Raw genomic sequence first — 26,307 nt, 5'->3', positions numbered from 1 at the left:
GGCAACCCTGGGGTTGCCGTTTTTGCTGCCTGCACCGAGGCAATGATTACTTGTTCAGGTGCGGCGCGATGGTGGCCAGCAGTTGGGCCAGCACCTTGGGGTTGGCGGCCACGATGTCGCCGGATTCCATCCACTCCTGTTCGCCGGTCAGGTCGGTGACGATGCCACCGGCTTCCTGCACGATCAGGCTGCCCGCAGCGATGTCCCACGGTTTCAGGTTCAGTTCCCAGAAGCCGTCCACGCGGCCGCAAGCCACATTGCACAAGTCGAGCGAGGCAGCGCCTTCGCGACGTACGCCGGCAGTCTTGCCCAGCACGTCTTTGAGCATGCCCAGGTATTGGTCGATATAGCTTTGGTCGGTCACCGGGAAACCGGTGGCGATCACGCATTCATTCATCATGAAGCGCTTGGAAACACGGATGCGGCGGTCGTTGAGGAAGGCACCAACACCGCGCGAGGCGGTAAACAGATCGTTACGGCTAGGGTCGTACACCACGGCCTGCTGTACCTGGCCCTTGTGCGCCAGCGCGATGGAAATGGCGTATTGCTGGTGGCCATGCAGGAAGTTGGTGGTGCCGTCGATGGGGTCGATGATCCATTCGTATTCGGAGGAGCCCACGCCTTTGGCGCCGGACTCTTCTGCTAGAATGGCGTGCTTGGGATACGCCTCCAGAATCATGTCCACGATGGCCTGTTCGGCAGCGCGGTCCACGTCGGTCACAAAGTCATTGTGCTTTTTCTTCTCTACACGAATGGTATCGAGGTTAAGCGACGCACGCTGGATTACACTGCCAGCACGGCGGGCGGCTTTAACCGCGATATTGAGCATCGGATGCATTGACGGCCTCTAGAACGGATAGCAGATGTCAGCCAACATGGCTCGACATCTGACAGTAACAATCTGGGTTAAGGAACAAAAAAAGCCGGCGCGAGCGCGCGGGCTTTTTGATATGCCCGCCATTTTAATGTGAAACTGCTGATGAATAAACCCCAAGTACCTGATTTTCTGAAAAACATTCGCATCGTGTTGGCTCGGCCCAACCATCCGGGCAATATCGGTTCGGCCGCACGGGCGATGAAAACCATGGGGCTGACCCGCCTGTATCTGGTTGAACCCAAAGTGTTTCCCAGCGATGAAGCCAATGCGCTGGCCTCCGGCGCGGTGGATGTGCTGGAGAGTGCCACCGTGGTGGCCAGCCTCAGCGAAGCGCTCAGCGACGTCACCGTGGCCTGCGCGCTCACCAGCCGCCGCCGCGAGCTGACCACCCCGCTGTCCACCCCGCGCGAAACCACGCCGGAACTGGTGGCCCGCGCCCGCGATGGCGAGCAGGTGGCGCTGGTGTTCGGCAATGAAACCTTCGGTCTGTCGATTGAAGAAGTGGAGCAGTGCAACCGGCTGGTGACCATTCCGGGCAACCCGGACTACTTTTCGCTCAACCTGGCGATGGCGGTACAGGTGATGACTTACGAGCTGTTCAGCCATACCGGCGTTGATGTGGAATACCTGCGCCCAGAAAGTGAAACCGCCAGCCTGGGCGAGGTGGAAGGCTTCTGCCAGCATCTGGACCAGACCATGGATGCCATCGGCTACTACCGCCGCCGTAACAGCGAGCGACTGATGCGCCGTATGCGCGCGCTGTTCAACCGTTCCGGCATGCTGCGCGACGAGGTGGACATCCTGCGCGGCCTGATGAAGCAGATCCAGCGCGTGGCAGACGGCCATGAGCATGGCGGCGAATCCTGATTGCGGTTTTTATCTGCCCTACACGCAGCCTGCGCTGCGTGATCTGGCTTTTTTGCTGACCGCCCCCGCTCCCTGGGATAGTGGCTGCAATCTTTCACCACAACGCCTGCTGGGCCCCGACGGCCCGGCCTTGCTGGCCGCGCTGGAGCAAGACCCAGGCCCGCTGGTCCACTGGCTGGCGAAGCAGCCTTGCCTGCGGCTTGGGCGCTATGCCGAACGGCTGCTGGCTTTCTGGTTTCACCTTGCGCCCCATATCGAACTGGTGGCCGCCAATCTGCCGCTGCAAGACGCCAGCGGCCGCACCATCGGCGAGTTTGATTTCCTGATCCGGCTGGATGGCGAACCGCTGCACGTGGAAACCGCCAGCAAATTCTATCTGCAACTGGGCGAGGGGCCGGACAGTCTGGTAGGCCCCAGTCTGCGCGATGCCTGGCTGCTGAAGGCGGGTAAATTGCAGGCGCAGTTGCAGCTGTCCCGCCACCCCCTGGCCCGGCGCGTCCTGCCGCCCGACTTTATTGGCTGTGCCAGCCAGGCCCGGCTGGCCGGCTGGTTTTTCTATTCCCGACCGACACGCCTCGTCCCGCCATTGGCAGCGGATCAGCTGCAAGGCTGGATCAGCCCGCTTTTGCAGCCTTGGCCCGCAACCAGCCCGGCATCGCGCTGGTTGTGGCTGTCACGCTTGAGCTGGCTGGCACCGGCCCGTGTGGCCGAAGCCGAAGTGCGCGAACAGCACAGCCTGCGCCAGGAATTGCATCAGGCCGTAGTGCCGCAACTGGTGGCCGAACTGCTGCCGCTGGGCGATGGCTACTGGGAGGAAGTGGCGCGCGGCTTCGTGGTGCCGCCCGGCTGGCCCGAAGCAACGCGCCTGCAAGCATTGATGGCCAGCTTGCAAGGGAGTCCGGCCACATGAAGCGCTTGCTTCTGTTGTATGCCAGCCAGACCGGTCGCACCTTGCAACTGGTGGCGGCGGTGCGTGCCAGCGTAGCGGGGCTGGCCGATGACCTGCAGTTCAACTGCCTGCCCGCCGAGCAGGCCACGCTGGATGATTTGCTGGCAACAGACGGCATCGTGCTGGCAACGCCGGAGAATTTTGGCTATATGGCGGGCAAGCTGAAAGATTTCTTTGACCGCACCTTCTACCCGGCGCAGGGCCGCACCGAGGGGCTGGCCTGCCTGCTGCTGGTGTCGGCGGGAAACGATGGTCTGGGCGCATTGCAATCCATGCGGCGCATCATCGCTGGCTATGGCTGGCACGAAGTGCTGCCCGCCGTGGTGGTACGCGGCGAGCCCGCGGCCGCGCAGCTGGCCGAAGTGGCCGAACGGGCCGAGCAACTGGTGGCCGGCATGCTGATCGGGCGCTGGTAATACCCTGCCCGGAAGAGTTAGTGCTTGCGGAGAATGGCGCGCCTGCCCGGATGGGCAGAAGATGCAAGAAGGGCGGTAAGGCGCCTTGGCGCCCACCGCCCGGATGGTTTGCTAGCGTGCTGCCGGCTTATACGCCGTTGGCGTGGGTGCAACCGGAGATCAGGTCTTTCAGTGCATCGGCCTTGATCAGCTGGATGTGCTTGTGGTCCACGCTCAGCCAGCCTTGCTGCTGGAACTTGGACAGCGTGCGGCTGACGGTTTCCAGTTTCAGGCCGAGGAAGCTGCCGATTTCCTCACGGCTCATGCGCAGGATGAAATCGTTGGCGGCAAAGCCGCGGGTGGACAGGCGCTGCGACAGATTCAGCAGGAAGGCGGCCAGACGTTCTTCCGCTTTCATATTGCCCAACAGCAGCATGACGTTTTGGTCACGCACGATCTCGCGGCTCATCAGCCGGAAAAAGTGATGCTGCAGGCTGGGAATGTCGCGCCCCAGGCTTTCCATGCGGTTGAAGGGCAGTTCGCACACTTCGCTGTCTTCCAGTGCGATGGCATCGCAACCGTGGACATTGGAAGAAATGCCGTCCAGGCCCATCAGTTCGCCGGACATCAGGAAGCCCGTGACCTGCTCGCGACCATCCTGGCTGGCGACGCTGGTCTTGAAGAAACCGGTACGCACGGCAAACAGGGACTTGAAGGTCTCGCCGCTGCGGAACAGGTACTCACCGCGCTTGAGGCGGCGGCTCTGACGGATCACTGCGTCCAGTTGGGTCATCTCGTCGCGGTTCAGCCCGATGGGCAGGCAGAGTTCGCGCAAGCTGCAGTTGGAGCAGGACACCTTCAGTGCATGCAGAGTGTGTTGGTTTTGGTCTGACATCGAGTGTTTTGTACAACCCTGTAAAGAAGCTTGACCCTTGTCAAAGCGGAATTCGCACGTTTTCCGCAAATTTACCAGTCCACCTGACGTTTGACTATCAATACCCGACGACATGCACACCACCCATCCGTTTTCGCCTACCCACTGTGAGTTCGACCGAGCATTGATCGAACGTCTTGATGGCTCTGGCCCAAGATACACTTCTTACCCGACCGCAGACCGGTTTACCCCGGTGTTTGGCGAGAAGGACTATAAAAGCTGGCTGATGCAGCGCCATCTGGGCATGCATCAGAACGCAATATCATTGTACGTTCACATACCGTTCTGCAACACGGTATGTTACTACTGCGGCTGTAACAAAATCATCACCAAGGACAAAAGCCGCGCCGACCGTTATCTCGACTATCTGGAAAAAGAGATCAAGCTGGTTGCCGCTGCACTTGGTTGCCGGGAAAAAATCATCCAGCTGCACTTTGGCGGCGGCACGCCGACCTTCCTGTCCGATGCGCAGCTTGACCGGCTGATGAGCATGCTGCGAACGCACTTCGATTTTTTGCCGGAGGGAGAATATTCCATCGAGATCGACCCGCGCAAGGTGGGTCGTGAAACCGTGCATCATCTGGCGCGTTTGGGCTTCAACCGCATGAGCGTGGGTATTCAGGACTTCGATCCGCAGGTGCAGCAGGCAGTCAACCGCGTGCAAAGCGAGGCGGAAACGCTGGAGGTGATTGAGGCTGCACGCGAAGCCGGCTTCAAGTCGGTCAGCGTGGATCTGATCTACGGCCTGCCTCTGCAAACGCGCGAGTCGCTCAAACGCACGCTGGACAAGGTGATTGCCATCGCTCCGGACCGTCTGGCGCTGTACAACTATGCCCATTTGCCCACGGTGTTCATGCCGCAACGGCGCATCAACGAGGCTGACCTGCCTGCTGCCAGCACCAAGCTGGACATCCTGCAGGATGCAGTAAAGAGCCTGGCGGATGCCGGTTATGTATTCATTGGCATGGACCACTTTGCCAAGCCGGAGGACGACCTGGCCATTGCCTTGCGCCAGGCCCGCTTGCAGCGCAATTTCCAGGGTTATTCCACTCATGCCGACTGCGACATGATCGGCCTTGGCGTGTCCTCCATCGGAAAGGTTGGCCCCTGTTACAGCCAGAACGAGAAAGACCTGGACAGCTATTACGCCGCACTGGACGAAGGCCGCCTGCCAGTGATGCGCGGCATGGTGCTGGATCAGGACGACATCCTGCGTCGTGGCATCATCCAGGCTTTGATGTGCCGCTTCTCGCTGTCGGTGGAGGCCATCGAACAGGTACACGGCATCAATTTCGCCGAGTATTTTGCTGCCGAGCTGCCCGCCATCCGCGAGTATCACAAGCTGGGCCTGCTGACTTTTGACGGCGACTTCCTGATGGTGGAGCCCAAGGGGCGTTTCCTGATTCGCAATATCGCCATGTTGTTTGACCGCCACTTGCGTGAGCGTGAAACCAAGGCACGTTATTCGAAGACAATTTGATGAAATGATGACTGTTTTCCAAGGGAAAGCCCTCGGAAAAACAGGGAAAAAAAGCCCGCTTTTAGCGGGCTTTCTGTTTGAAAAGTGATGGTTTTTTACAACACATTACGGTTTGTGACGCTATCCGTCGCTGCTGGTGTCATCCGGTGGCAGGGAAGTGGACTGCCGATGCAGACGAATAATGGCCTCGCCGGTTGGGCTGGCAATGATGTCGCGCAGGGTATAGCCATCCAGGGTGCTGAAAAAAGCCTGCGTTGCAAGGTCCAATACCGCCTTTAACTGGCAATCCTGCCGCAGAGCACAAGGTGGCTCGGCACAGTCTATCAGCGGGGCATTGCCTTCCAGTACGCGGATAATCTGACCCAGGCGGTAGTGTTCCGCGGCTTGGGCCAGCGCCAGACCGCCACCCTTGCCACGGCTATTGTTCAGCCAACCTTGCAGCCCCATGAAATGCACCACTTTCACCAGGTGATTGCGCGATACGGCAAAGCGTTCGGCAATTTCGCTGATGGTGACCGGCTGGGCGCGGTCGCGGTGTGTCAGATACATCAGCACGCGCAGGCCAAGATCGGTGAAGCGGTTCAGTTGCATGGGCGGAAAGCGGGGGGTGAACAGTGCCGCGCAGGATACTCTGCACCGCGCTGCCTCACAATGCGCGAAGACAAACAAACTGCAGTGCGCTCAGCATGCTAAGCGGTGGCCATCCGGGTGGATGGCCTGGCATGCAGCCTCGCCGCGGCTGGGCGGCTAGTCTGCGGCGATGGCGTGGGAGCCGAACACTTCCATATGGATGCGGTCTGGCTGTACGCCGGCATCGCGCAGTTGCCGACGCTGCTGCAGCATGAAGGCAAGCGGTCCGCACAGGTAGTAGTCGGCATCCTGCTGCAGGGCGTGAGCATGAATCGCGGCTGCGTCGATACGGCCTGCATGGTCAAAATCCCTGCCGGCGCGCTCTGTGGCTGAGGGGGTTTCGTAGAACACGGCCTGATGTAGCTGCGTATGACCTTGTGCCAGTTGTTGGACTTCCTGCTTCATCGCATGCACCTGGCCGTCCCGTGCGGCATGCAGGTAGCGGATGGCGCGCGGGCTGCCGCTTTCCACCAGGTGCTTGAGCATGGACAGCAGCGGGGTCTGGCCCACGCCCGCGCTGATCAGCACCACCGGGGTGTCCCGCTCCTGATGCAGCACGAAATCACCAAACGGCGGCGATACCTGCAGGATGTCACCTTCGGCCAGTTCGGCATGCAAGATGACGGACACCTTGCCGGCGGGAGCCTCATCGCGCGCGTCTTCCCGCTTCACCGAAATGCGCAGCCAGTCCTTGCCGGGTGCATCGGACAGGCTGTATTGACGCGGCTGGCTCAGGCCCCATTCCGGAATGAAGCGTTGCACCGAAATGTATTGGCCGGGCTGGAAGTGCGGCAGGCTGCCACCATCGGCTGCCTGCAGATAGAAGGAGGTGATTTCGCTGCTTTCCACCTGCTTCTTCAGCACACGGAAGGGTCGCCAGCCGCTCCAGCCACCTGGCTGGGTTGCTGCACGTTGGTACAGGCTGTTTTCCAGATTGATCAGTAGATCCGCCAGTTGTTGATAGGCGGCAGCCCAGGCATCCAGCAGGCTGTCCGGGGCTGCTTCTTCGCCCAGCACCTCGCGAATGGATGCCAGCAAATGCTTGCCCACAATCGGGTAGTGTTCGGCACGTATGCCCAGGCTGGTGTGTTTGTGTGCCACGCGCTCCAGCACGGGCAGCAGAACTTCGGGCGCATCGATGTGCTCGGCATAGGCGGCTACCGCCATGGCCAGGGCTTGTTGTTGCTGGCCGGCATGCTGGTGGCCCTGATTGAAGATGTTTTTCAGCTCCGGGTTGTGCTGGAACATGCGCTGGTAAAAATGGCTGGTCAGCACAACACCATGCTGTTTGAGGATGGACGCGGTGGCTTTGACTTGCTGGCGGATATCGGCACTGAGCATATTGCTTCCTTTAATGTGTGTATGAAATACATTTTATCGGACCTGACTGGAGGCTGGTCAGCAGGGGTAAGGCAATTAAAGTGTATTTATAATACATCTTAAAGGGCTATGTGTCATATCGGATGGGAAAGGTCAGTACCCCTTCCAGGGGAAAGGATTTTTCTTTTGTGGTGCGACAGGGGGACTCTATAAACAAACAGTGTGGCGTGCCGCATGAAGCCCGTTTGATTTGCTGCCAAGGAGTTGTGCATGTTTCGCTACTGTTCTCGCTGGATGCAGCGTTTGTCCTATCCGACCCGCTTTGCCGTAATCGGAGCTGTTTTTGCCATCGCACTGTTTTATCTCACTTATGGTCTGTATCGCAGCAATCAGGACAATGTCGATTTCTCCAGCAAGGAAGTAATCGGTGTGCAGTACCTCAAGCCGGTGATGAACTTTTTGCTGGCGTTACAACAGGAACAGGTGCAGCGGACTGCTGCACCCGACAAGGGCGCTTTGTCCTCAGATCTTGAGGCGCAATGGAGCAGGCTGCAGCAGACGCATCATGCGCTTAATGGCCAACTGGGGCTGGAGCAGGGCTGGACTGCGTTGAAGGGGGGCTGGCAAAAACTGAAAGGTACACCTACGCTGGCCAATTACCAGGCGGTGGCGGACAGCTTGCTTGATCTGATCAGCATGGCCAGCGATCAGTCAAACCTGACGCTGGACCCGGATATCGATACTTTCTATCTGATGGATGCCGTGACCGTACAGTGGCCCAACTGGCTGAACCGCAGCACCCAAGCCAATGCTTTGCTGCTGGTGGCCAGCGGGCAGCCACTGACCGCTACGGCGCGTGATCAGGCAGTCGGCCTGTCACCGCTGATCAGTGACAGCCTGCAAAACCTGCAACACGATCTATCCAAGGCCGTGGCTTATAACGCCACGCTCAAGGCCGGCTTTGCCGGTGCGGAAGAAAAGTTGGCGGCGCAGTCTGCTCTGAATGCCAGCGCTCTGGGCAAAGCCATCGCTGGTCAGGCCGTGGCAGGCAGTGGTTTGCCGGCGGCTACGCTGGATGTAGCCACCCACTTTCAGCAGGCTGCCTTACAGCAACTGGGCGACCTGCTGGATGCCCGTATCCACCGGATTCAGTGGCAGCGCAATGTTTATCTGGCTTGCGCCGCATTTGCTTTCTTGCTGTCTACGTATCTGTTTATTGCGCTGTATCTGTCGATTACCGCCCAACTGGGTGGAGAACCGTTCTATGTACAGGAAGTGGTGGCGCAGATTGCGGCCGGGCGGCTGGATACCCGTATTGCCCTGCAGGAGGAGGATGACTCCAGTCTGCTGGCCGCTATTCGCCAGATGCGCAATCAGCTGCGCGAGACGGTAAGCCAGTTGGTGCAGACTTCGCAGCAACTGGATGGCGCTGCGCATGATGTGGCGGAAGGGGCCAGCCAGGTGGCCCATAGCAGCGACCGCCAGTCCGAAGCGGCTTCCAGCATGGCCGCAGCCGTGGAGCAACTCAGCACCAGCCTGTCGGTGAGTGCCGAGCGCTCGGTAGAGGCGCATCAACTGTCATGTACCGCGGTGGATGAGTCCAGTACCGGTACGGTGGTGATACAAAGTGCCGGCAGCAGCATGCAAAGCATTGTGCGCGAGATTTCCACGGTGTCTGACACCATTCATGCCTTGAGCCGGCAGTCGGAGTCCATTGTCAGCATTGTGGATGTGATCCGTGATGTGGCCGACCAGACCAATCTGCTGGCGCTCAACGCGGCGATTGAGGCGGCCCGCGCCGGAGAGCAGGGACGCGGCTTTGCCGTGGTGGCCGATGAGGTGCGCAAGCTGGCGGAGCGCACCGCGCAGTCCACCACTGAAATCGGCGGCATCGTGCAGCAAATCCAGCACACCGCGCGGCAGGCTGTGGGCACCATGCACACCGGCATGCAAACCGTGGAGGCCGGACAGCAGCATGCCCAGCAGGCGGGGACTGCCATTTTGTCCATCCAGCAGCAGATTGATCAGGTGCAGCGGGCGGTGGCCGAAATTCAGTCGGCACTGACCGAGCAGAGCCATACCAGTTTGCAATTGGCGAAGAATGTGGAGCAGGTGGCGCAAATGTCGGAAGAAAACAGCAGGGCGATGAAGGGAACGGCAGAAACGGTGGGGCAGTTGAAGGGCTTGTCCGAGCAGCTTAGTGCGCTGGCGGCGCGCTTTACCGTGTAGTCAGGCAGCCAGACGGGCATAGCAAGGCAAAGGCCGCTGGGAAGCGGCCTTTGTCATGGTGGGCTGGCAGGAAAAACTGCCTGGTGTGTCGTCCTCGCTGCGGGACTCGACAGCCTGGGCTGCCGGGGAGGGATCGATCCAGTCCAGCTCATCCAGATCATCCAGCTCATCCAGTTCGGCCAGCATGGCCTGACGGGCATTCTGGCGCTGGCCGGAGCGGCTGTTGCGGTGGGCGCCGCCCTTTTTCAGCAAGGGCGAGCAGGCGTAGGGATTACGCGGTTTCAGGGTATGCATTTTCAATCTCCATCAAGATGGCGGCGTTGCTGCCACCAGATTATTGACAAACCCCTCTCGGTTTCTGCAAAGAAAGCGAGGCCCCCCTTCTTCAATTGTCCGGGTAAGGGCGGGGGATAGGGAATAGATGGAAAGGCTGCGGAATCAGTCACTTCATCGAAAGGCCCGGCTTTGCCGGGTCCGGTGAAATCGTACCAAATTACTTGGTCAGCAGCCCGAACGACTGCAGTGCAGCCGTTGCATGGCATTGTAGAAACTGCGGCGGCGCAGTCAAGCGCCGCATCTCCCGTCCACACACATCAGTGTGCGGCAGGTACGCTGGCCGTCGGCCAGGGAAAGTCTGCCGTACCCATCAGCCGTACCGGCTGTTTGCCAGCGGTAAAGTAAGCAGCCTGTGAGCGCGGCAGTTGCTTGCGGCCGCGAATCGCATCGGCCAGCTTTTCCGCCATCATGATGACCGGCGCATTGAGGTTGCCGGTGGTGACGCGCGGCATGATGGAGGCATCCACCACGCGCAAGCCCTCCACGCCGTGTACCAGGCCGTCCTTGTCCACCACCGCCATGTCGTCGTAACCCATCTTGCAGGTACAGGAGGGGTGCAGCGCGGTTTCGGCATGTTCGCGCACGAAGGCATCGATTTCGGCATCGCTCTGAATCTTCATGCCCGGCTTGATTTCCTCACCCCGGAATTCATCAAACGCCTGCTGGGCGATGATTTCCCGCGTCAGCCGCACCCCTGCGCGGAACTCCTGCCAGTCCACTGCATGTGCCATGTAATTGAACTGCAGCAAGGGTTTGACGCGCGGGTCGCGGCTGGCCAGCCGCACAAAGCCGGTACTGGGCGAGCGCATGGAGCCGACATGGCACTGGAAGCCGTGCGCCTTTACCGGATTGCTGCCGTCGTAATTCATTGCCAGCGGAATGAAGTGGTATTGCAGGTTGGGCCAGGCAAAGTCGGTGCTGCTGCGGATGAAACCACCGGCTTCAAAATGATTGGTGGCTCCCAGGCCGGTGCCGTTCAGATACCACTCCACGCCGATGGGCGGCTTGTTCCACCACTGCAGCGCCGGGTAGATGGAAACCGGCTTGGTGCAGTGGTATTGCAGATACATTTCCAGATGGTCTTGCAGGTTCTCGCCCACACCGGGCAGGTGTACCACGCTGCTGATGCCGTGCTGCTTGAGCTGGTCGGCATTGCCCACGCCGGAGCGCTGCAATAGCTGTGGGCTGGCAATCGCGCCGTTGCAGACAATGACTTCGCGCCGCGCTTCGGCCTGATGCAGGCTGCCGCCTTGCAGATAGCTCACGCCCACCGCACGGTTGCCGGCAAAGCGGATCTGGTCGGCCAGTGCGCGGGTTTTTACCGTCAGGTTGGCGCGGGTGCGGGCCTGGTCCAGATAGGCCAGCGAGGTACTGCAGCGGCGGCCGGATGGCGTGGTGGTGCGGTCCATCGGCCCGAAGCCTTCCTGGCGGTAGCCGTTGAGGTCGTCGGTGCGCGGGTAACCGGCCTGCTCGCCTGCTGCAATAAAGGCCTGATACAGCGGGTTGTTGTCTGGCCGTGGCGTGGTGACATGCAGCGGGCCAGTTGCACCGTGGAAGTCATTGGCACCCTTGTCGTAGCTTTCCGCCTTGCGGAAATAGGGCAGACAGTCCAGATAGCTCCAGTTTTCCAGCCCCTTGTTTTCCGCCCAGCCGTCAAAATCCAGCGCATTGCCACGGATGTACACCATGCCGTTGATCAGCGACGAGCCACCCAGCCCCATGCCCCGGCCCTGGGTCATGATGCGATTGCCCATGTGCGGCTCCGGCAGCGTGGTGTAGGCCCAGTTATAGGTGGTGCCTTGCAGCGGGTAGGCCAGCGCCGCCGGCATCTGGGTGCGCCAGTCCAGCCGCCAGTCCGGCCCGCCGGCTTCCAGCAGCAGCACGCTGACATCGGCATCTTCGGTGAGGCGGGCAGCCAGCACACAACCGGCAGAACCGGCCCCGACGATGATGTAATCGAACTGTTGCGACATGGGTGCTCCTTGCTACGGATGGTTCAGACAAGACAAGGGCAGGCCGTGAGGTCTGCCGTTATCGTGTGGATGACAGGGCGAGCCGCCTGGCGCGGCTGACAAAATAAGGCAGAGCCCCCGGTGCAAGGCGCGCCGACGCAGACAGTACAAGCAGTACGGCAAGACGGCGCAACGCTGCAACAGGGCTTCTGCTGGCAGCACTCAGGCGTAAGGACTGGCCACCCCGGTCAACTCCACATACACGCTCTTGCGCTGGGTGTAGCAGTCGATGGCGCTAAGGCTGTTTTCATAGCCCAGGCCGGATTCCTTGTAGCCACCAAACGGCATTTCAATCGGCGTGATGTTGTAGTTGTTGATCCAGCACACCCCGGCTTGCAGCTTGGCCACCACGCGGTGGGCGCGCGCCAGGTCGCGGGTGAACACCCCCGCCGCCAGCCCCAGCCGGGTGGCATTGGCCCGCTGAATCACTTCCGCCTCGTCGTCGAACACCAGTACCGACATCACCGGGCCAAAGATTTCCTCGCTGACAATGCGCATGTCGTCGCGGCACTGGTCGAAAATGGTGGGGGCAATGAACCAGCCTGCTTCGCAACCAGGCACGATCACGCGCTGGCCACCAGCGGCCAGTACCGCGCCTTCGCTCTGGCCGATATCGATGTACTTGAGCACGCTTTGCGCATGGCTGGGCGAAACCTGTGCGCCCACCTGGGTGTCCGGGTGCATCGGGTCGCCAATCTTCAACAGCGTGGTGCGTTCTTTCAGCCGCTGCATGAAGGCGGCGTGAATGCTGCGCGCCACGAACACGCGCGTGCCGTTGGTGCAGATTTCACCCTGGGTGTAGAAGTTGGCCAGCATGGCGGCGGACACCGCCTGTTCGATGTCGGCATCGTCAAAGATGATCAGCGGCGACTTGCCGCCCAGCTCCATGGTGACGCGCTTGAGCGTGCCAGCGGCGTCTTTCATGATGGCCTTGCCGGTATCCACCGAGCCGGTAATCGACACCTTGGCCACGCGTTCGTCGGCAATCAGCTGGCGCGCCACGGACGAGCTGCCCTGAATCACGTTGAACACGCCGTCCGGCACCCCGGCTTCGCTGTAGATTTCTGCCAGCAGCGCCGCGCTCATCGGCGTCATGCCCGAGGGTTTGTAGATCATGGCATTGCCACAGGCCAGTGCCGGGGCGGATTTCCAGCAAGCAATCTGGATGGGGTAGTTCCACGCGCCAATGCCCAGGCACACGCCCAGCGGCTCGCGCCGGGTATAGGCAAACGCCCCTTTCAGCGGGAAATGTTCGCCGTGAATCCCGGCGGCCATGCCGGCAAAGTATTCGATGCAGTCCGCGCCGGACAGCACATCCACCACCTCGGCTTCCTGAATCGGCTTGCCGTTGTCGCGCACTTCCAGTTCGGCCAGTTCGCGGTTGCGGGCACGCAGAATGCTCACCGCCTTGTTCATGATGCGGCCGCGCTCGGCACCGGTCATCTCGCTCCACACCGCAAAACCGGCCTCGGCGCTCTTGACCGCCAGTTCGGCCTCGGCCGCGCCAGCCTGCTGCACCTTGCACAGCAGTTCGCCATTGGCCGGGTTGAAGTTGTCGGCCAGCGGCAGGGCCGGATTATCGATATAACGACCGCCGATATAGCTTTTCAGGATGCCATCTTGCACGTTGTCTTCCTTGTATTCTGGGTGGGGCATTGCCCGTGATGCCGCTCATTGAGCCACGACGGCAGACGCCTTGCGTGTCAAAAGCCGACATGGGGGCCAATTGTGGCGACATGCCATCGCCGGTACTCGGGTGCTTTGATGATGGATGGATAGGGCGAGCGCGGTCAATGCACGCTGCCTGCCCCGTGATGAGCGCTGGTTGTCGGGAACATCAGGCCGCCGGGTTTGCGCGTGGCTGTTCCGCCGCCTCTGCGCGCCACGCCTGTTTCTCCGTGCGCTTTGCCAGTTGCTGGTGGCAGGCCATCGCCAGGCGTAGCAGCTCGCCATTGCGGCTGGCACTGCCGTCCGGCCCGGCAATGTGTTGCGCCAGTGCCTGCAAGGACGTTGCGCTGCTGTTGAGTGCCACCAGACGGCCATGGGCATGGCGGCGCGGGTGGCTGGCGGTGTAGTTGAGTGTCAGCAGCCAGTGGCTGTGCTGCCAGTCGCTGCCGTGTTCCAGCACTGCTTTGAGTACGGCATGGCTGATTTGCTGCCCGGCCTCGGCGGCCATGGCCAGCGCCTGTTCCCAGCGCGGGGCATCGGGTGGCAGTTGCTGCAGGGCGGGTAGTACCTGTTGTTGCAGCCAGTGCTGCAGTTGGCGGGCGGCAGGGCGTTTGCTTTGTTGCAGTGCGCGTTGCAAGGCAGTTTCTGGCCAGCCGCATTGCGGGCTGTCGTGTTGCGGCAGGGTAAGGGCGCAGCCGGGGTATTCGGCCAGTTGCCGTTGCAGCTGGTGGCGCAGGCGGGGTGGGGAGAGGGCGAGGATGTCGTCCGCCAGCAGGCAGCAGTGGCCGTGGTGGAGCAGCACCCGGACGGGTTTGCCTTGGTAGTACAGCGTCAGGGGCGGGGCCTGGGGGATGTTGGGGTCGGGATGCGTCATGGTTCTGCCCTCCGTTGAAGGATGAAGGCTGCCACGCACGCAAGAAAACGCGGGTGGCAGGCCAAAGCGGGGTTGGCGAACCGGAAGCACTACCATGACCGGCAGACCGTATAGGTCTCCCCGCCTGGCCTGCCATTGGAGGGGGCAGGCGCAAGCAGAAAAAGCCGCTTTGACACGGCTTTCCCGGTAGAACTTACAGGTCGCCAAACCTGGCTGCGTTTGAAAACGCAACGGGACAAGGCTAATCAGCACCATCGGGGACAGCAAGACTAGAGGGGAGTGGAAACACTGGCAAGAGGTGCAGGTAAGTGTCTGGCATCCGCTCACGCGGATGATGATTTGCATGCCGCTTCCGCGCGGCGGACGGGAAAGAGGGCTTGCCTGGCCAAGCCCTCCTTCACCTCCAAGGCCACCCCACAAGCATGGCCTGCGGCTGCCCTCCGGGACCTGACACTGCTGCGGCACGGCTGGAACTCGCGATTGGCTTACGTCCAATCGCTCAAACAGCCAGCCGCTTAAAACCGCAGCAGTGTCACCCGTCGGCATGCTTGACGGGGCCCGTGGGCGAGTTGGTGCGGTGGTTCTCTGATCAGGAACACTTGTCGGAGCTGCCCCAGTCCCGTCAGCGCGAGCCGACACAGACGTGCCGCTCAGGGTCTTAAGCGGTCGGCTGTCCGCAGCGGCGCGACGCTAGCGCGCCGCAAGTTCCGGCCGCGCCCTGAGTGGCATGGCTGGGGCGGGAATTCGACGCGCTGCGGGTCGCCTTTTCTTTGGGTACTTTCTTTTGGCGAAGCAAAAGTAAAGTACCTCGACGGCGGGGCGAGACCCGCGAAGTTGATTTTGCTGTTGGTTTTGTTGGTTTTAAGGTGGTGAGTACCGAACCAAGTCTCCGCTACGCGGATGATGTTTTGTCTTGCCGCTTCCGCGCGGCGGACGGGAAAGAGGGCTTGCCTGGCCAAGCCCTCCTTCACCTCCAAGGCCACCCCAGCAAGCATGGCCTGCGGCTGCCCTCCGGGACCTGACACTACTGCGGCACGGCTGGAACTCGCGATTGGCTTACGTCCAATCGCTCAAACAGCCAGCCGCTTAAAACCGCAGCAGTGTCACCCGTCGGCATGCTTGACGGGGCCCAAGGGGCGCGTTGGTGCGGTGGATCGCCCCTTTGGGGCATCCACCCTACGGGGTAGATGCGTAGGGCGGAAGCCCCAGCCTTACCGGGGCGTTCCGCCGCCATGCTGGAACCCGCGATTGGCTAAGGTCCAATCGCTCAAACAGCCAGCCGCTTAAAACCGCTGCAGCGCCACCCGTCGGCATGCTTGACGGGGCCTAGGGTGGTGTCGGTACGGTGGTTTTCTCGCTGGGAAAATGCGTTTATTCGGGAGGGTTTCGCGGTGGATCGCCCCTGCGGGGCATCCACCCTACGGGGTCGATGCGTAGGGCGGAAGCCCCAGCCTTACCGGGGCGTTCCGCCGTCATGCGAACCTTCCCAGCACACAACAAAAAACCAATTGTTCGGACTGAAGAAATCCGCTGCGCGGATAATGATTTGCATGCCGCTTCCGCGCGGCGGACGGGAAGGAGGGCTTGCCTGGCCAAGCCCTCCTTCACCTCCCAGGCCACCCCAGCAAGCATGGCCTACGGCTATCCCGGCCAATTCTATTTGCTGCTCGGCAACCAGCGCATCCAAGTCTCGTTACTGAGATAGACCGGCACAATCAGAAAAACAACTCCACCGGAGGAGCCTGTCTCCCGCATCACCAGCGAATCGTCTGTCGTGCGAGAAAAATAGCGACGTAGTGCATTCTGTCGTCCGAATGCCCCATCGCCAGCCATGAATCGACCCGGGGTTTCAAAAACCAACAGGCCTTTTTCACACTGAAAATCCGTACCACGCTGCAACGAGATGGTGGCCCCAGGTCCGCCATCTTTCGCAGGATATGAAATCTGCAATCGTCCTTCACGTACGCCCTGTAACTCAATTTCGCGCAAATCGGGAAGCAATGACCGGTCCGGTATTGAAGATGATGGAAATTTGCTATAGAGGGACTCACACTGATGGGCCTGACAATCAGAATTGTCGACCTGGTAGCGGCCAGATAGGTCAGGGCACTCCTTTTGATTCAAGACCATCGGCGACCAGTAACGTGGATAGGGTTGCGACTGGGTGGAGCAAGCCGTCAGCAGCAGAGCTGCCGCTATCATGCAAAGAGGTATTTTGAAAAGGTAACGTATGTTCACGGGCATCTCGAAGCCTTTGTGTAGTCTCGCAGCGGTTGCAGGGTTGCAGGAGAACTTGTCCCCATGAGTCTGGATGCGATCAGCTCACACAAACCGTTCTGCTCAGTCATTTCGAATTCGTAGTCCTTGTTTGCTTCTGGTTTGAAGGTGAGAGCCTGGGTGCTACACCCTCCCCACCTTGCTGCCACGGTCAAAGGTTCATCGGCTGTAAATTCATATTCGCGGTAAAACGCCTTGCTCCCGATAAGATCTTTGTCATGCAGATGCATCGAACTATTGGTTTCAGGCATGCCGATGCCGATACTTCCGACGGTGCCAAGCAAAGAGGCAAGCCCGGATCCGAAGCCACCAGAAACAGAATCACCCCCCTTCAGACCAAACAAGCCATCCTGATAGCAGGTACGGTTTCGATAAAAACTCAGGTCTATGCCGTTTTGACCCAAAAATCGTATCCGTGCCTTGCCTTCAGGCAATGTAGATGGATTGCCATCAGCTACCGCGGCAATGATGGTCGCAGAGTCAGGTGCAGCAGCAAATGCCGGCACATCATTAACAAGCAGATAGAAAGCCAGACCTGCGAGAAATATCTTGATACCACATAACATCATTACACACTTCCCCAAAAGACATTTTCAGTTACTGCAATTCAAAGCAACCTGACCATCTTTCACATACCCAGCATATTCAAGCCCCCAAGGGCCTGGCTTGTTCGACAATTTCACATAATTAAAGCTTTCCGGGTACTTTATGTAAAGATTGAAATCTGGGAATTTTTTACTTTCAAATATCCGGCCTCGCACTGCGCTTTTTGTCTACCAATAGCCACTGCCATATTTTTTGCATGATTTTCCAATTAAATAAAATCAGTGTATTTGCGCATAAGCAATGTATTTCGTTTCTCCTCATTTCGGCGGATCGCCCCTGCGGGGCATCCACCCTACGGGGTCGGCGCGTAGGGCAGAAGCCCCGGTCTTACCGGGGCGTTCCGCCGTCATGCGGACCATCCCAGCACACAACAAAAAACCAATTGTTCGGACTGCAGAAATCCGCTGCGCGGATGATGTTTTGCATTGCCGCTTCCGCGCGGCAGACGGGAAAGAGGGCTTGTCTGGCCAAGCCCTCCTTCACCTCCAAGGCCACCCCGGCAAGCATGGCCTGCGGCGTCCCTCCGGGGCCTGACACTGCTGCGGCACGGCTGAAACTCGCGATTGGCTAAGGTCCAATCGCTCAAACAGCCAGCCGCTTAAAACCGCAGCAGCGCCACCCGTCGGCATGCTTGACGGGGCCCGTGGGCGAGTTGGTGCGGTGGTTTTCCTGCTGAGAAAATGGATTTATTCGGGAGCGTTTCACGGTGGATCGCCCCTGCGGGGCATCCACCCTACCGGGTCGTCGCGTAGGGCGGAAGCCCCAGCCTTACCGGGGCGTTCCGCCGCAGTTCCGACTATTGCCAAAGAAATTTCCCGAAAACAGCACGGCCTTTTTCTTCTCTGAAGCACTTGCATCTGTGCTGATGACGCATGTCGGTGGGGTGTCATATCACATTGCCACGCAGTATTTGCTGCTGTAATAACAAAGTTATAACATTGGCGGATGATCTGCCTGCACACACACGGAGTAAGTGATGAAAGCCATGCTAAGGAAAATGGGCAACTCCCAGGGAATCATCATCCCCAAGGCGCTGATTACCCAGTTCGGCTTTGACGGCGAAGTCGAAATGACGGTAACGCCAGAAGGGATCATGCTTGCCAAACCCAAAGAACAAGTCCGGGCAGGCTGGGCTGCAGCCAGTCAGGCATTGGCAGAGGCCGGAGACGATGGGCTGGTTTGCCCGGAATTTGGCAATGAGGGTGATGAGGCGCTGACATGGTGAGGCGCGGTGAAGTCTGGCTGATCAATCTTGACCCGACCGTGGGTAGCGAAATACGAAAAACCCGCCCCTGCGTAGTGGTGTCACCTGCGGAGATGCATGACTATCTGCGCACTGTCATCGTTACCCCCATGGCTACCGGCAGCAAACCAGCACCATACCGGATACCGCTTACCTTTCAGGGTAAACAAGGTTTGATTCTGCTGGATCAGATCCGGGTGCTGGACAAGACACGGCTGGTCAAGAAACTGGGTGAGGTGGAGGACGAAACGCTGGAGGCAACACTGGAAACCTTGCAGGAAGTGTTTGCCATGTGAGTGTTGTGCTAGCCGTCATCTCTTGGCTAGCAGGGCAGGAAAGCCGGTTTGCATGCCCAGCGCGGATGATGTTTTGTGTTCCCGCTTCCGCCCCCCTTAGGTCCTGAGGCAAGTATGGCCTGCGGCTGCCCAACAGGTCCTGCCCGGTGCGAGGCGCGCCTGAACACGCGATTTGCCAAGGTCAAATCGCTCAAGCAGAACCGGCGCTTGCTTACCTCGCCCCGGCTATTGCCTGGCAAGCCGGTGTCAGGTTTCAGAATGACTGGGTGGTGATATGCACATCCGGAAACCACAGCGCGCTCCAGCGGGCTGTTTTCTCGCCGCTCGCCAATAACCTGGGCGACACCGATACCGGCGTGCCAAGCGCTGCGGCCTCATGCAGGGCCGCGCAATTCACCGTGCCATACAGGCGGCTGCCATCCTGATACAACACGCCAATCAGCACGCCGCAACGGGTGCAGAACAGGAAGTCGGCCGTCTGGCTGCCGTGCCGGTATTTGCCCAAGCCGCCCGCATCGCTCACCGTTATTTGCAAACTGCCATGCGGGTCGGACAGGTAGGACGCCCCGTGCTTGCGGCAGAAGTCGCAATCACAAGCCTGGGGACTGTAGTCGGCCAGTGGCTGGCTTAATTCAAGCTGGAGGTGGATGTTGCCGCAATGGCAGGCTCCGCTCACTTTGTGCATGGTGTGCTCCTGCATGCATGGCGTCTGGTCATGTTTCCTTGCCCATGCGGCAAACAGCTTTGATTGCTTGTCAGCCATCAGGCACGGAGCTTCCCATCTTACTCAAAGTGAATGTCGCGTGGACGCCAGAGTAGCGGACTATGCACCAGGGCTGCTGTGTGGCCTGGCTGCCAGATATTGGCAAGCAGGGTGGAGGACCTTGCCTGCCTATACCCGTGGAAGATATGACTAGCGCAGCACCACCGTGCGGTTGTCATTGAGGAACACCCGGCGCTCCAGGTGGTAGCGCACCGCGCGGGCCAGCGCCTGGCATTCCATGTCGCGGCCGGTGGCTTGCAGGTCTTCCGGGGTGTAGGCGTGGTCTACCCGGTCCACCACCTGTTCGATGATGGGGCCTTCGTCCAGATCGTCGGTAATGTAGTGGGCAGTGGCGCCAATCAGCTTTACCCCGCGCTCATGCGCTTGCAGATAGGGGCGGGCACCCTTGAAGCCGGGCAGGAAGGAGTGGTGGATGTTGATGGCGCGGCCGGACAGGCGGGCACAGGTGGCGCTGGTGAGCACCTGCATGTAGCGCGCCAGAATCACCAGTTCCGAGCCGGTTTCCTCGATCAGCGCCAGCAGGGCGGATTCCTGCTCGGCCTTGTTGGCCGGGTCCAGCGGCAGGTGGTGGAAGGGCAGGCCATAGGCTTCGGCAATCGGGGCCAGGTCGCGGTGGTTGGACACCACGGCGGTGACGGTCATGTCCAGATCGCCCATTTTCTGCCGGTACAGCAAGTCATTCAGACAGTGGTCCAGCTTGGACACCATGATCATCACCCGCGCCTGTTCGCGCCGGTCCTGCAATTGCCAGCGCAGGTCCTGGTAGTGGCTGCCCATGTCGCGCATGCCCTGGTTCAGCCGCGCCGGGTCGAACACCTCGGTTTGCGGGTGGAATACGCAACGCACGAAAAAGCGCTGGCTGACGGCATCGTCAAACACGGCCAGTTCGTCGATATAACAGCCCTGGGATTCCAGCAGGGCGGAGAAACGGGCCACCTGACCGGAGGCACTGTGGCAGGTGAAGCTGAGGATGTAGGACGGTGCAGTGGCTTTCATGAGCGGGTCTTTCCTTGTCGTGTGGCAGGCGTGCTGCCTGTCCTGTGTGCGCTAACCCTAAGGCCTGGCTGCCGTGCGGGCTGGCTTCAATGCGTCCGCTTTGCGTCCATTTCGGACATGTGACGCAGTGTCGTGTCTGGGCAAGTGCTTGTCCTTTTCAGCCAAACGGCTTGGGGCTCAGGTCTGGAGAATGGGCCTTGTCCGAATACATCCACCCCGCTGGAGCCGCAGATGGCAAACCGATACTCCCTGTGGAGCCTGATCAAGAACGGGCTCAAGCATCATGAAAGCTGGCAGCCGGCCTGGAAGAGCCCGCAGCCGAAGAAAAACTACGACGTCATCATCGTCGGCGGTGGCGGCCACGGCCTGGCCACGGCTTACTACCTGGCCAAGGAGCATGGCATCAAGAATGTGGCCGTGCTGGAGAAGGGCTATCTGGGCGGCGGCAATACCGCACGCAACACCACCATCATCCGTTCCAATTATCTGTGGGATGAAGCGGCGCACTTGTACGAACACGGCCTGAAATTGTGGGAAGGCCTGTCGCAGGACCTCAACTTCAACGTGATGTTCAGCCAGCGCGGCGTGATGAACGTGGGCCACACCCTGCAGGACATGCGCGACATCGAACGCCGCGCCAATGCCAACCTGCTCAACGGCGTGGACGCGGTGGTGATGACCCCGCAGGAAATCAAGGACATGGTGCCGCTGATCGACATCAGCAACCGCACCCGCTACCCCATCATGGGTGCCAGCTTCCAGCCGCGTGGCGGCGTGGCGCGGCACGATGCGGTGGCCTGGGGCTTTGCCCGTGGCGCGTCCGAACTGGGCGTGGACATCATCGAGCAGTGCGAAGTCACCGGCCTGATCATCGAAGGCGGGCGCATCAAGGGCGTGAATACCAGCCGTGGCGACATCATGGCCGACCGCGTGGGCTGTGTGGCGGCGGGTAATTCTTCGGTACTGGCCAAGATGGCCGGGCTGCGCCTGCCGCTGGAAAGCCACCCCTTGCAGGCTTTTGTGTCCGAATCCATGAAGCCCTGTATCGACACCGTGGTGATGTCCAACGCCGTTCACGGCTATGTCAGCCAGTCCGACAAGGGCGAGCTGGTGATCGGTGCCGGTATCGACAGCTATCTGGGCTATGGCCAGCGCGGCAGCCCGCATGTGATCGAACACACCGCCGCCGCCATCATCGAGATGTTCCCGTCCTTCTCCCGCGTGCGGATGAACCGCCAGTGGGGCGGCATTGTGGATGTCTCGCCGGATGCCTGCCCCATCATCAGCAAAACCCGCATCAAGGGCCTGTATTTCAACTGCGGCTGGGGCACCGGCGGCTTCAAGGCCACGCCGGGCTCGGGCAATGTGTTTGCCCACACCATCGCCCATGACGATCCGCACCCGCTGAACCGCGCGTTCTCGCTGGACCGTTTTGCCACCGGACATCTGATCGACGAGCACGGCGCAGCCGCCGTGGCTCACTAGGGAGAGGCTTATGTTGGTGATTACCTGCCCGTACTGCCAAGAGGCAAGGGAAGAAGAAGAGTTCAGCTACGCCGGTGAAGCCTATATCGCCCGCCCGGCGGTGCCGGAAGAAGTGGACGACGCCACCTGGGGCGACTACGTGTTCCACCGCAAGAACCCGCGTGGCTGGCACTGGGAGCAATGGCAGCACGTGGCCGGCTGTCGCAAGGTGTTTGCGGTAAAGCGCCACACCGTCAGCTATGAAATTGCCGGCTCCTGGACGCTGGCCGACGGCAAGGCACTGTATCTGGAGGAACAAGCATGAGCGGCTATCGCATCCATCGCCCCGGCGAGCGAATCAATCGCCAGAAGCCGCTGAGCTTCATCTTCGACAATGTGCAGTACAAGGCCTTCTCCGGCGACACCCTGGCCTCGGCCTTGCTGGCCAACGGCGTGCGCCTGATCGGCCGCAGCTTCAAGTATGGCCGTCCGCGCGGCATCGTCGGCTTTGGTGCCGAAGAGCCGAATGCGCTGATCCAGCTGGAAACCGGCGCGCATACCGTGCCCGACCTCAAGGCCACGCAAGTGGAGCTGTACCAGGGCCTGCTGGCCGGCAGCACCACCGGCTACCCCTCGCTGGATTTCGACCTCAAGGGCTTGCTGGGCAAGTTTGGCCGCTTCATGCCGCCGGGCTTTTACTACAAGACCTTCATGGAGCCGGTGAAGGCCTGGCCCATTTACGAAAAATACATCCGCAAGGCCGCCGGTTATGGCCGCGCCCCGGTTGAAGCCGACCCGGAAAGCTACGACCACCTGCATCACCATATCGATGTGCTGGTGGTAGGTGGTGGCGCTGCCGGCCTGTGGGCCGCCACGCTGGCGGGCCGTGCCGGGCTGAAAACCCTGCTGGTGGACGAGCAGGCTGAAATGGGCGGCTGGCTGCTGACCGAACGTCGCAGCCGCATCGACGGCCTGTCCGGCATGGACTGGGTGGGCCAGCGTCTGGCCGAACTGGCCAGCCTGCCCAATGTCACCGTGCTGCCACGCACGACTGCCTTTGCCCTGCACGACCTCAACCTGGTACAGGCGGTGGAGCTGCTGCAAGACCACCTGCCGCTGACCGAGCGCAATGCCGCGCTGCCGCGCCAGCGTCTGCACAAGATTCGCGCTCATCAGGTGATTCTGGCCAGCGGTGCCATCGAACGCCCGCTGGTGTTCGGTTACAACGACGTGCCCGGCGTGATGACTGCCGCCGCCGGTCACAGCTACCTCAACCGCTACGGCGTGGCCGTGGGCCGCGAAGTGCTGGTGCAAACCCAGAACGATGCCGCTTACGAAGCCGCGCTGGACCTGGCGCTGTCCGGCGTCAAGGTGACGCTGGCCGATGCCCGTCTGGGCGGGGCTGCCGCATGGCGTCAGCAAGCGCTGAAGAATGCCGGTGCCGAATTGCTGCTGGGCCATGGCATTGCCAAGGTGCTGGGCGACAAGAGCGTCAGCGGCGCACAACTGGTGAAGCTGGATGCCCGCAGCAATCAGGTGGTTGGCTCCGGCCCGCGCCTGAGCGTGGACACCGTGCTGTCCTCCGGCGGCCTGACTTCCACCGTGCACCTGTTCTGCCACAACGGTGGCCGCCCGGTGTGGAATCAGCAGCAGCTGTCCTTTGTCTGCCCGGATGAAGGCCGCGAAAACATTGCCTGCGTCGGTGCCATCACCGGCCGCTGGGAGTTGTCCGACGCGCTGAGCCAGACCCACGCCGCTGTGGCCGCGCTGTTGCTGGGCCATGGTCGTGGCAGCACCGGCAAGGCCCCGGCAGTCGCCAGCGAAGAAGTGGCCGCGCCGCGTGCCATCTTCCGCCTGCCGGACGGCAAGCCGGAAGGCCACGGTGCCAAGGCCTTTGTCGACTACCAGAACGATGTGGCCGCCGCCGACATCCACACGGCAGTGCGCGAAAACTACCGCTCCATCGAACACGTCAAGCGCTATACCGCGCTGGGTTTCGGTACCGATCAGGGCAAGCTGTCCAATATCAACGGCTTTGCCATTGCCGCCGAAGCGCTGGGCAAACCCATTGCCGAAGTGGGCACCACTACTTACCGGCCGTCCTACACCCCGGTGACTTTTGGTGCGCTGGCCGGCCCGCACGTGGGCGAAACCTTCGACCCACGCCGCTACACCGCCATGCATGCCAGCCATGATGCACGCAAGGCCGAGTACGAAGTGGTGGGCCAGTGGCTGCGCCCCTGGTACTTCCCCAAGCCGGGCGAGGACCTGCACGCCGCGGTAAACCGCGAATGCCTGGCCACCCGTAACAGCGTGGGTGTGATGGATGCCTCCACCCTGGGCAAGATCGACGTCAAGGGCCCGGATGCGCGTGAATTCCTCAACCGCATCTACAGCAATGCCTGGAGCAAGCTGGACCCCGGCAAGTGCCGCTACGGCCTGATGCTGGACGAAAACGGCATGGTGATGGACGACGGTGTGACTGCCTGCCTGGCAGACGACCACTTCCACATGACCACCACCACCGGCGGTGCGGCGCGGGTTTACAGCTGGCTGGAGCGCTGGCACCAGACCGAATGGCCGGAGCTGAAAGTCCGCTTCACCACCACCACCGACCACTGGGCCACCGTGGCCGTGGTGGGGCCGAACAGCCGCAAGGTGCTGCAAAAGCTGTGTACGGACATCGACTTCGACAAGGATGCCTTCAAGTTCATGGATGGCCGCAGCGGCACCGTGGCCGGGCTGCCGGCGCGGGTGTTCCGCATCAGCTTCTCCGGTGAGCTGGCCTACGAAATCAATGTGGATGCCAACTACGGCCGCTACATGTGGGAAGAAGTGATGAAGGCGGGTGCCGAGTTCGACATCACCCCCTACGGCACCGAAACCATGCACGTGCTGCGGGCCGAGAAGGGCTTCATCATCGTCGGTCAGGACACTGACGGCTCGATGAGCCCGAACGATCTGGCCATGAGCTGGGCAGTGGGCATGAAAAAGCCGTTCAGCTTCCTCGGCAAGCGTTCGCTGCTGCGCTCGCACACCGCAGGCGAAGGCCGCAAGCAGTTGGTGGGCCTGCTGCCGCTGGACCCGAAAGTGGTGCTGGCCGAAGGCGCGCAGATTCTCAGCAATACCGATGACACGGTGCCGGCTGCCATGCAGGGCCATGTCACCTCCAGTTATCACAGTGCCTTCCTTGGCCGCTCCATTGCCATGGCCGTGCTGAAGGATGGCAGCAAGCGTGAGGGCGACACGGTGTTCGTCTGGGCGCATGGCAAGAGTGTGCCGGCGCAGGTGGTGTCGTCAGTGTTCGTGGACAAGGAAGGGGTGCGTCAACATGCCTAAGCAAGGTTTCCAACCATTCATGGAGTCGCCGCTCCATCACTTCAAGCTGGATGCCGAGGCGCAACCGCGCCGTGCCGATGGCCGCATCTGGTGTAATGAACTGCCGCATCTGGGCTATGCCGTGCTGCGTGGGGATACCGCCGAAGCCGGTTTTGCCCAGTTGGTGCAGCAAGTCACCGGCCTCGCCCTGCCGTTGAAGGCCGGGGCGGTCAGCCAGGGCCCGCAAGGCGTGCTGATGTGGACTTCGCCGGATGAATGGCTGCTGGTGAGCCATCGCCAGCGCCTGGCTGACTGGACTGCGCAGCTGGATGCCGGCTTTGCTGAGCAAAAGCTGTTTGCCCAGACGGTGGACTCCAGTGGCGGCCTCACCCTGGCCTGGCTGGGCGGGGCCGAGCACATCACCGTGCTGCGTCATCTGGGGGTGTATGACTTCGAATCCATCCCGCTGGGCCATATGGTCAGCACCGTGCTGGGCAAGGCCACGGTGCAAGTCATCCGCCTGGAAACCGATGGCGTGTTCGTGCTGTTCCGCCGCAGCTTTGCCGACTATGTGTGGCGTTTGCTGCGCCGCGCCGCGCAGCCCTACGGCTTTGCCGTGTGCCAACTGGAAGCGCGCAGCGATCACCCGCTGTTTGCCCAGTTGGCTGCGCCCAGGCCCAGCCTGATTCTGGCTTGAAACCCTGCCGGTCTCTGCCCGCGGGCAGGGCCGGCTTGTCTGGTGTGGAGAGAAC

General features: G+C 60.8%; 23 protein-coding genes. 11 read left to right on the top strand and 12 right to left on the bottom strand.

The window, feature by feature from the left end:
- Positions 1–46: 46 nt before the first annotated feature.
- Positions 47–838, bottom strand: coding sequence for an inositol monophosphatase family protein (locus DLM_RS16520; RefSeq protein ID WP_089085830.1), 792 nt, complete (start codon positions 836–838; stop codon positions 47–49).
- 141 nt (positions 839–979) lie between these two features.
- On the opposite strand from DLM_RS16520, the gene DLM_RS16515 reads away from it, so the two are divergent.
- The 3 genes from DLM_RS16515 to DLM_RS16505 are packed head-to-tail and all read left to right on the top strand — an operon-like array spanning position 980 to position 3,109.
- Entirely contained in the window at positions 980–1,744 is a 765-nt protein-coding gene (locus DLM_RS16515; RefSeq protein ID WP_045846730.1) for an RNA methyltransferase, read from the top strand.
- On the top strand, positions 1,722–2,654 hold the full coding sequence (locus tag DLM_RS16510) for a DUF1853 family protein (protein WP_089085829.1): 933 nt from the start codon (positions 1,722–1,724) through the stop codon (positions 2,652–2,654). The genes DLM_RS16515 and DLM_RS16510 overlap by 23 nt, the downstream gene beginning before the upstream one ends.
- Entirely contained in the window at positions 2,651–3,109 is a 459-nt protein-coding gene (locus DLM_RS16505) for a flavodoxin family protein (protein ID WP_089085828.1), read from the top strand. Before DLM_RS16510 ends, DLM_RS16505 begins: the two co-directional genes overlap by 4 nt.
- 127 nt (positions 3,110–3,236) lie before the next feature.
- Here DLM_RS16505 and fnr read toward each other — a convergent pair whose 3' ends face one another.
- A complete protein-coding gene (gene fnr, locus DLM_RS16500; protein ID WP_089085827.1) occupies positions 3,237–3,983 on the bottom strand; it encodes a fumarate/nitrate reduction transcriptional regulator Fnr in 747 nt (248 codons plus the stop codon).
- Positions 3,984–4,095: 112 nt separating this feature from the next.
- Between fnr and hemN the strand changes: the two genes are divergently transcribed.
- Positions 4,096–5,502 (top strand): oxygen-independent coproporphyrinogen III oxidase, encoded by a 1,407-nt coding sequence (hemN, locus tag DLM_RS16495; protein ID WP_089085826.1) that lies wholly within the window; start codon positions 4,096–4,098, stop codon positions 5,500–5,502.
- A 120-nt stretch (positions 5,503–5,622) separates the two neighbouring features.
- Here the strand turns inward: hemN and DLM_RS16490 are convergent, their stop codons facing one another.
- Positions 5,623–6,093, bottom strand: a complete 471-nt coding sequence (locus tag DLM_RS16490) for an RrF2 family transcriptional regulator (protein WP_089085825.1) — start codon at positions 6,091–6,093, stop codon at positions 5,623–5,625.
- Between the two features lie 156 nt (positions 6,094–6,249).
- Positions 6,250–7,473 carry an NO-inducible flavohemoprotein gene (gene hmpA / locus DLM_RS16485; RefSeq protein ID WP_089085824.1) on the bottom strand — a complete coding sequence of 408 codons (1,224 nt, stop codon included), beginning with the start codon at positions 7,471–7,473 and terminating at the stop codon, positions 6,250–6,252.
- Positions 7,474–7,722: 249 nt separating this feature from the next.
- Between hmpA and DLM_RS16480 the strand changes: the two genes are divergently transcribed.
- On the top strand, positions 7,723–9,681 hold the full coding sequence (locus DLM_RS16480; RefSeq protein WP_089085823.1) for a methyl-accepting chemotaxis protein: 1,959 nt from the start codon (positions 7,723–7,725) through the stop codon (positions 9,679–9,681).
- Here the strand turns inward: DLM_RS16480 and DLM_RS16475 are convergent, their stop codons facing one another.
- The 6 genes from DLM_RS16475 to DLM_RS16450 all read right to left on the bottom strand — a co-directional run bounded on the left by DLM_RS16475 (position 9,682) and on the right by DLM_RS16450 (position 17,417).
- A complete protein-coding gene (locus DLM_RS16475; protein WP_089085822.1) occupies positions 9,682–9,975 on the bottom strand; it encodes a hypothetical protein in 294 nt (97 codons plus the stop codon).
- 299 nt (positions 9,976–10,274) lie between these two features.
- The gene (gene betA / locus DLM_RS16470; protein ID WP_089085821.1) at positions 10,275–11,990 is read right to left on the bottom strand and encodes a choline dehydrogenase; all 1,716 of its coding nucleotides are present in this window, start codon (positions 11,988–11,990) and stop codon (positions 10,275–10,277) included.
- Positions 11,991–12,191: 201 nt separating this feature from the next.
- Positions 12,192–13,685 carry a betaine-aldehyde dehydrogenase gene (gene betB, locus DLM_RS16465; RefSeq protein WP_231959877.1) on the bottom strand — a complete coding sequence of 498 codons (1,494 nt, stop codon included), beginning with the start codon at positions 13,683–13,685 and terminating at the stop codon, positions 12,192–12,194.
- A gap of 181 nt (positions 13,686–13,866) precedes the next feature.
- Positions 13,867–14,571 carry a hypothetical protein gene (locus DLM_RS16460; RefSeq protein ID WP_089085820.1) on the bottom strand — a complete coding sequence of 235 codons (705 nt, stop codon included), beginning with the start codon at positions 14,569–14,571 and terminating at the stop codon, positions 13,867–13,869.
- A 1,656-nt stretch (positions 14,572–16,227) separates the two neighbouring features.
- Complete coding sequence (locus DLM_RS23135; RefSeq protein ID WP_145985873.1) at positions 16,228–16,809, bottom strand: hypothetical protein; 582 nt, start codon at positions 16,807–16,809, stop codon at positions 16,228–16,230.
- Entirely contained in the window at positions 16,806–17,417 is a 612-nt protein-coding gene (locus DLM_RS16450) for a hypothetical protein (protein WP_089085818.1), read from the bottom strand. The genes DLM_RS23135 and DLM_RS16450 overlap by 4 nt, the downstream gene beginning before the upstream one ends.
- Before the next feature lie 1,013 nt (positions 17,418–18,430).
- Between DLM_RS16450 and DLM_RS16440 the strand changes: the two genes are divergently transcribed.
- Both DLM_RS16440 and DLM_RS16435 read left to right on the top strand, forming a co-directional pair.
- The gene (locus DLM_RS16440; protein WP_089085816.1) at positions 18,431–18,679 is read left to right on the top strand and encodes an AbrB/MazE/SpoVT family DNA-binding domain-containing protein; all 249 of its coding nucleotides are present in this window, start codon (positions 18,431–18,433) and stop codon (positions 18,677–18,679) included.
- A complete protein-coding gene (locus tag DLM_RS16435; RefSeq protein WP_089085815.1) occupies positions 18,673–18,993 on the top strand; it encodes a type II toxin-antitoxin system PemK/MazF family toxin in 321 nt (106 codons plus the stop codon). Before DLM_RS16440 ends, DLM_RS16435 begins: the two co-directional genes overlap by 7 nt.
- Positions 18,994–19,246: 253 nt before the next feature.
- Here DLM_RS16435 and DLM_RS16430 read toward each other — a convergent pair whose 3' ends face one another.
- Together DLM_RS16430 and purU are read right to left on the bottom strand one after the other, a co-directional pair.
- Entirely contained in the window at positions 19,247–19,678 is a 432-nt protein-coding gene (locus DLM_RS16430) for a GFA family protein (RefSeq protein ID WP_197715436.1), read from the bottom strand.
- A gap of 228 nt (positions 19,679–19,906) precedes the next feature.
- Positions 19,907–20,773, bottom strand: coding sequence for a formyltetrahydrofolate deformylase (purU, locus tag DLM_RS16425; protein WP_045848397.1), 867 nt, complete (start codon positions 20,771–20,773; stop codon positions 19,907–19,909).
- Between the two features lie 231 nt (positions 20,774–21,004).
- Between purU and DLM_RS16420 the strand changes: the two genes are divergently transcribed.
- Genes DLM_RS16420 through DLM_RS16405 form a run of 4 tightly spaced genes read left to right on the top strand, consistent with a single transcriptional unit; the run spans position 21,005 to position 26,252 of the window.
- Positions 21,005–22,258, top strand: coding sequence for a sarcosine oxidase subunit beta family protein (locus tag DLM_RS16420; RefSeq protein WP_089085813.1), 1,254 nt, complete (start codon positions 21,005–21,007; stop codon positions 22,256–22,258).
- A 10-nt stretch (positions 22,259–22,268) separates the two neighbouring features.
- Entirely contained in the window at positions 22,269–22,562 is a 294-nt protein-coding gene (locus DLM_RS16415) for a sarcosine oxidase subunit delta (RefSeq protein ID WP_045848399.1), read from the top strand.
- Positions 22,559–25,576 (top strand): sarcosine oxidase subunit alpha family protein, encoded by a 3,018-nt coding sequence (locus tag DLM_RS16410; protein ID WP_089085812.1) that lies wholly within the window; start codon positions 22,559–22,561, stop codon positions 25,574–25,576. The genes DLM_RS16415 and DLM_RS16410 overlap by 4 nt, the downstream gene beginning before the upstream one ends.
- A gap of 19 nt (positions 25,577–25,595) precedes the next feature.
- Entirely contained in the window at positions 25,596–26,252 is a 657-nt protein-coding gene (locus DLM_RS16405; protein ID WP_167467142.1) for a sarcosine oxidase subunit gamma, read from the top strand.
- Positions 26,253–26,307: the final 55 nt, after the last annotated feature.

It is taken from the genome of Aquitalea magnusonii (assembly GCF_002217795.2).
Classification (GTDB): domain Bacteria; phylum Pseudomonadota; class Gammaproteobacteria; order Burkholderiales; family Chromobacteriaceae; genus Aquitalea; species Aquitalea magnusonii_B.
The sequence above is the reverse complement of the archived record's forward strand: the minus strand, read 5'-3'. Positions and strand labels throughout refer to the sequence as shown.

Coding starts and splice junctions, on each gene's coding strand:
- DLM_RS16520 (WP_089085830.1), bottom strand. CDS start 838: ATGCATCCGATGCTCAATATCGCGGTTAAAGCCGCCCGCCGTGCTGGC.
- DLM_RS16515 (WP_045846730.1), top strand. CDS start 980: ATGAATAAACCCCAAGTACCTGATTTTCTGAAAAACATTCGCATCGTG.
- DLM_RS16510 (WP_089085829.1), top strand. CDS start 1,722: ATGAGCATGGCGGCGAATCCTGATTGCGGTTTTTATCTGCCCTACACG.
- DLM_RS16505 (WP_089085828.1), top strand. CDS start 2,651: ATGAAGCGCTTGCTTCTGTTGTATGCCAGCCAGACCGGTCGCACCTTG.
- fnr (WP_089085827.1), bottom strand. CDS start 3,983: ATGTCAGACCAAAACCAACACACTCTGCATGCACTGAAGGTGTCCTGC.
- hemN (WP_089085826.1), top strand. CDS start 4,096: ATGCACACCACCCATCCGTTTTCGCCTACCCACTGTGAGTTCGACCGA.
- DLM_RS16490 (WP_089085825.1), bottom strand. CDS start 6,093: ATGCAACTGAACCGCTTCACCGATCTTGGCCTGCGCGTGCTGATGTAT.
- hmpA (WP_089085824.1), bottom strand. CDS start 7,473: ATGCTCAGTGCCGATATCCGCCAGCAAGTCAAAGCCACCGCGTCCATC.
- DLM_RS16480 (WP_089085823.1), top strand. CDS start 7,723: ATGTTTCGCTACTGTTCTCGCTGGATGCAGCGTTTGTCCTATCCGACC.
- DLM_RS16475 (WP_089085822.1), bottom strand. CDS start 9,975: ATGCATACCCTGAAACCGCGTAATCCCTACGCCTGCTCGCCCTTGCTG.
- betA (WP_089085821.1), bottom strand. CDS start 11,990: ATGTCGCAACAGTTCGATTACATCATCGTCGGGGCCGGTTCTGCCGGT.
- betB (WP_231959877.1), bottom strand. CDS start 13,685: ATGCCCCACCCAGAATACAAGGAAGACAACGTGCAAGATGGCATCCTG.
- DLM_RS16460 (WP_089085820.1), bottom strand. CDS start 14,571: ATGACGCATCCCGACCCCAACATCCCCCAGGCCCCGCCCCTGACGCTG.
- DLM_RS16450 (WP_089085818.1), bottom strand. CDS start 17,417: ATGATGTTATGTGGTATCAAGATATTTCTCGCAGGTCTGGCTTTCTAT.
- DLM_RS16440 (WP_089085816.1), top strand. CDS start 18,431: ATGAAAGCCATGCTAAGGAAAATGGGCAACTCCCAGGGAATCATCATC.
- DLM_RS16435 (WP_089085815.1), top strand. CDS start 18,673: ATGGTGAGGCGCGGTGAAGTCTGGCTGATCAATCTTGACCCGACCGTG.
- DLM_RS16430 (WP_197715436.1), bottom strand. CDS start 19,678: ATGCACAAAGTGAGCGGAGCCTGCCATTGCGGCAACATCCACCTCCAG.
- purU (WP_045848397.1), bottom strand. CDS start 20,773: ATGAAAGCCACTGCACCGTCCTACATCCTCAGCTTCACCTGCCACAGT.
- DLM_RS16420 (WP_089085813.1), top strand. CDS start 21,005: ATGGCAAACCGATACTCCCTGTGGAGCCTGATCAAGAACGGGCTCAAG.
- DLM_RS16415 (WP_045848399.1), top strand. CDS start 22,269: ATGTTGGTGATTACCTGCCCGTACTGCCAAGAGGCAAGGGAAGAAGAA.
- DLM_RS16410 (WP_089085812.1), top strand. CDS start 22,559: ATGAGCGGCTATCGCATCCATCGCCCCGGCGAGCGAATCAATCGCCAG.
- DLM_RS16405 (WP_167467142.1), top strand. CDS start 25,596: ATGGAGTCGCCGCTCCATCACTTCAAGCTGGATGCCGAGGCGCAACCG.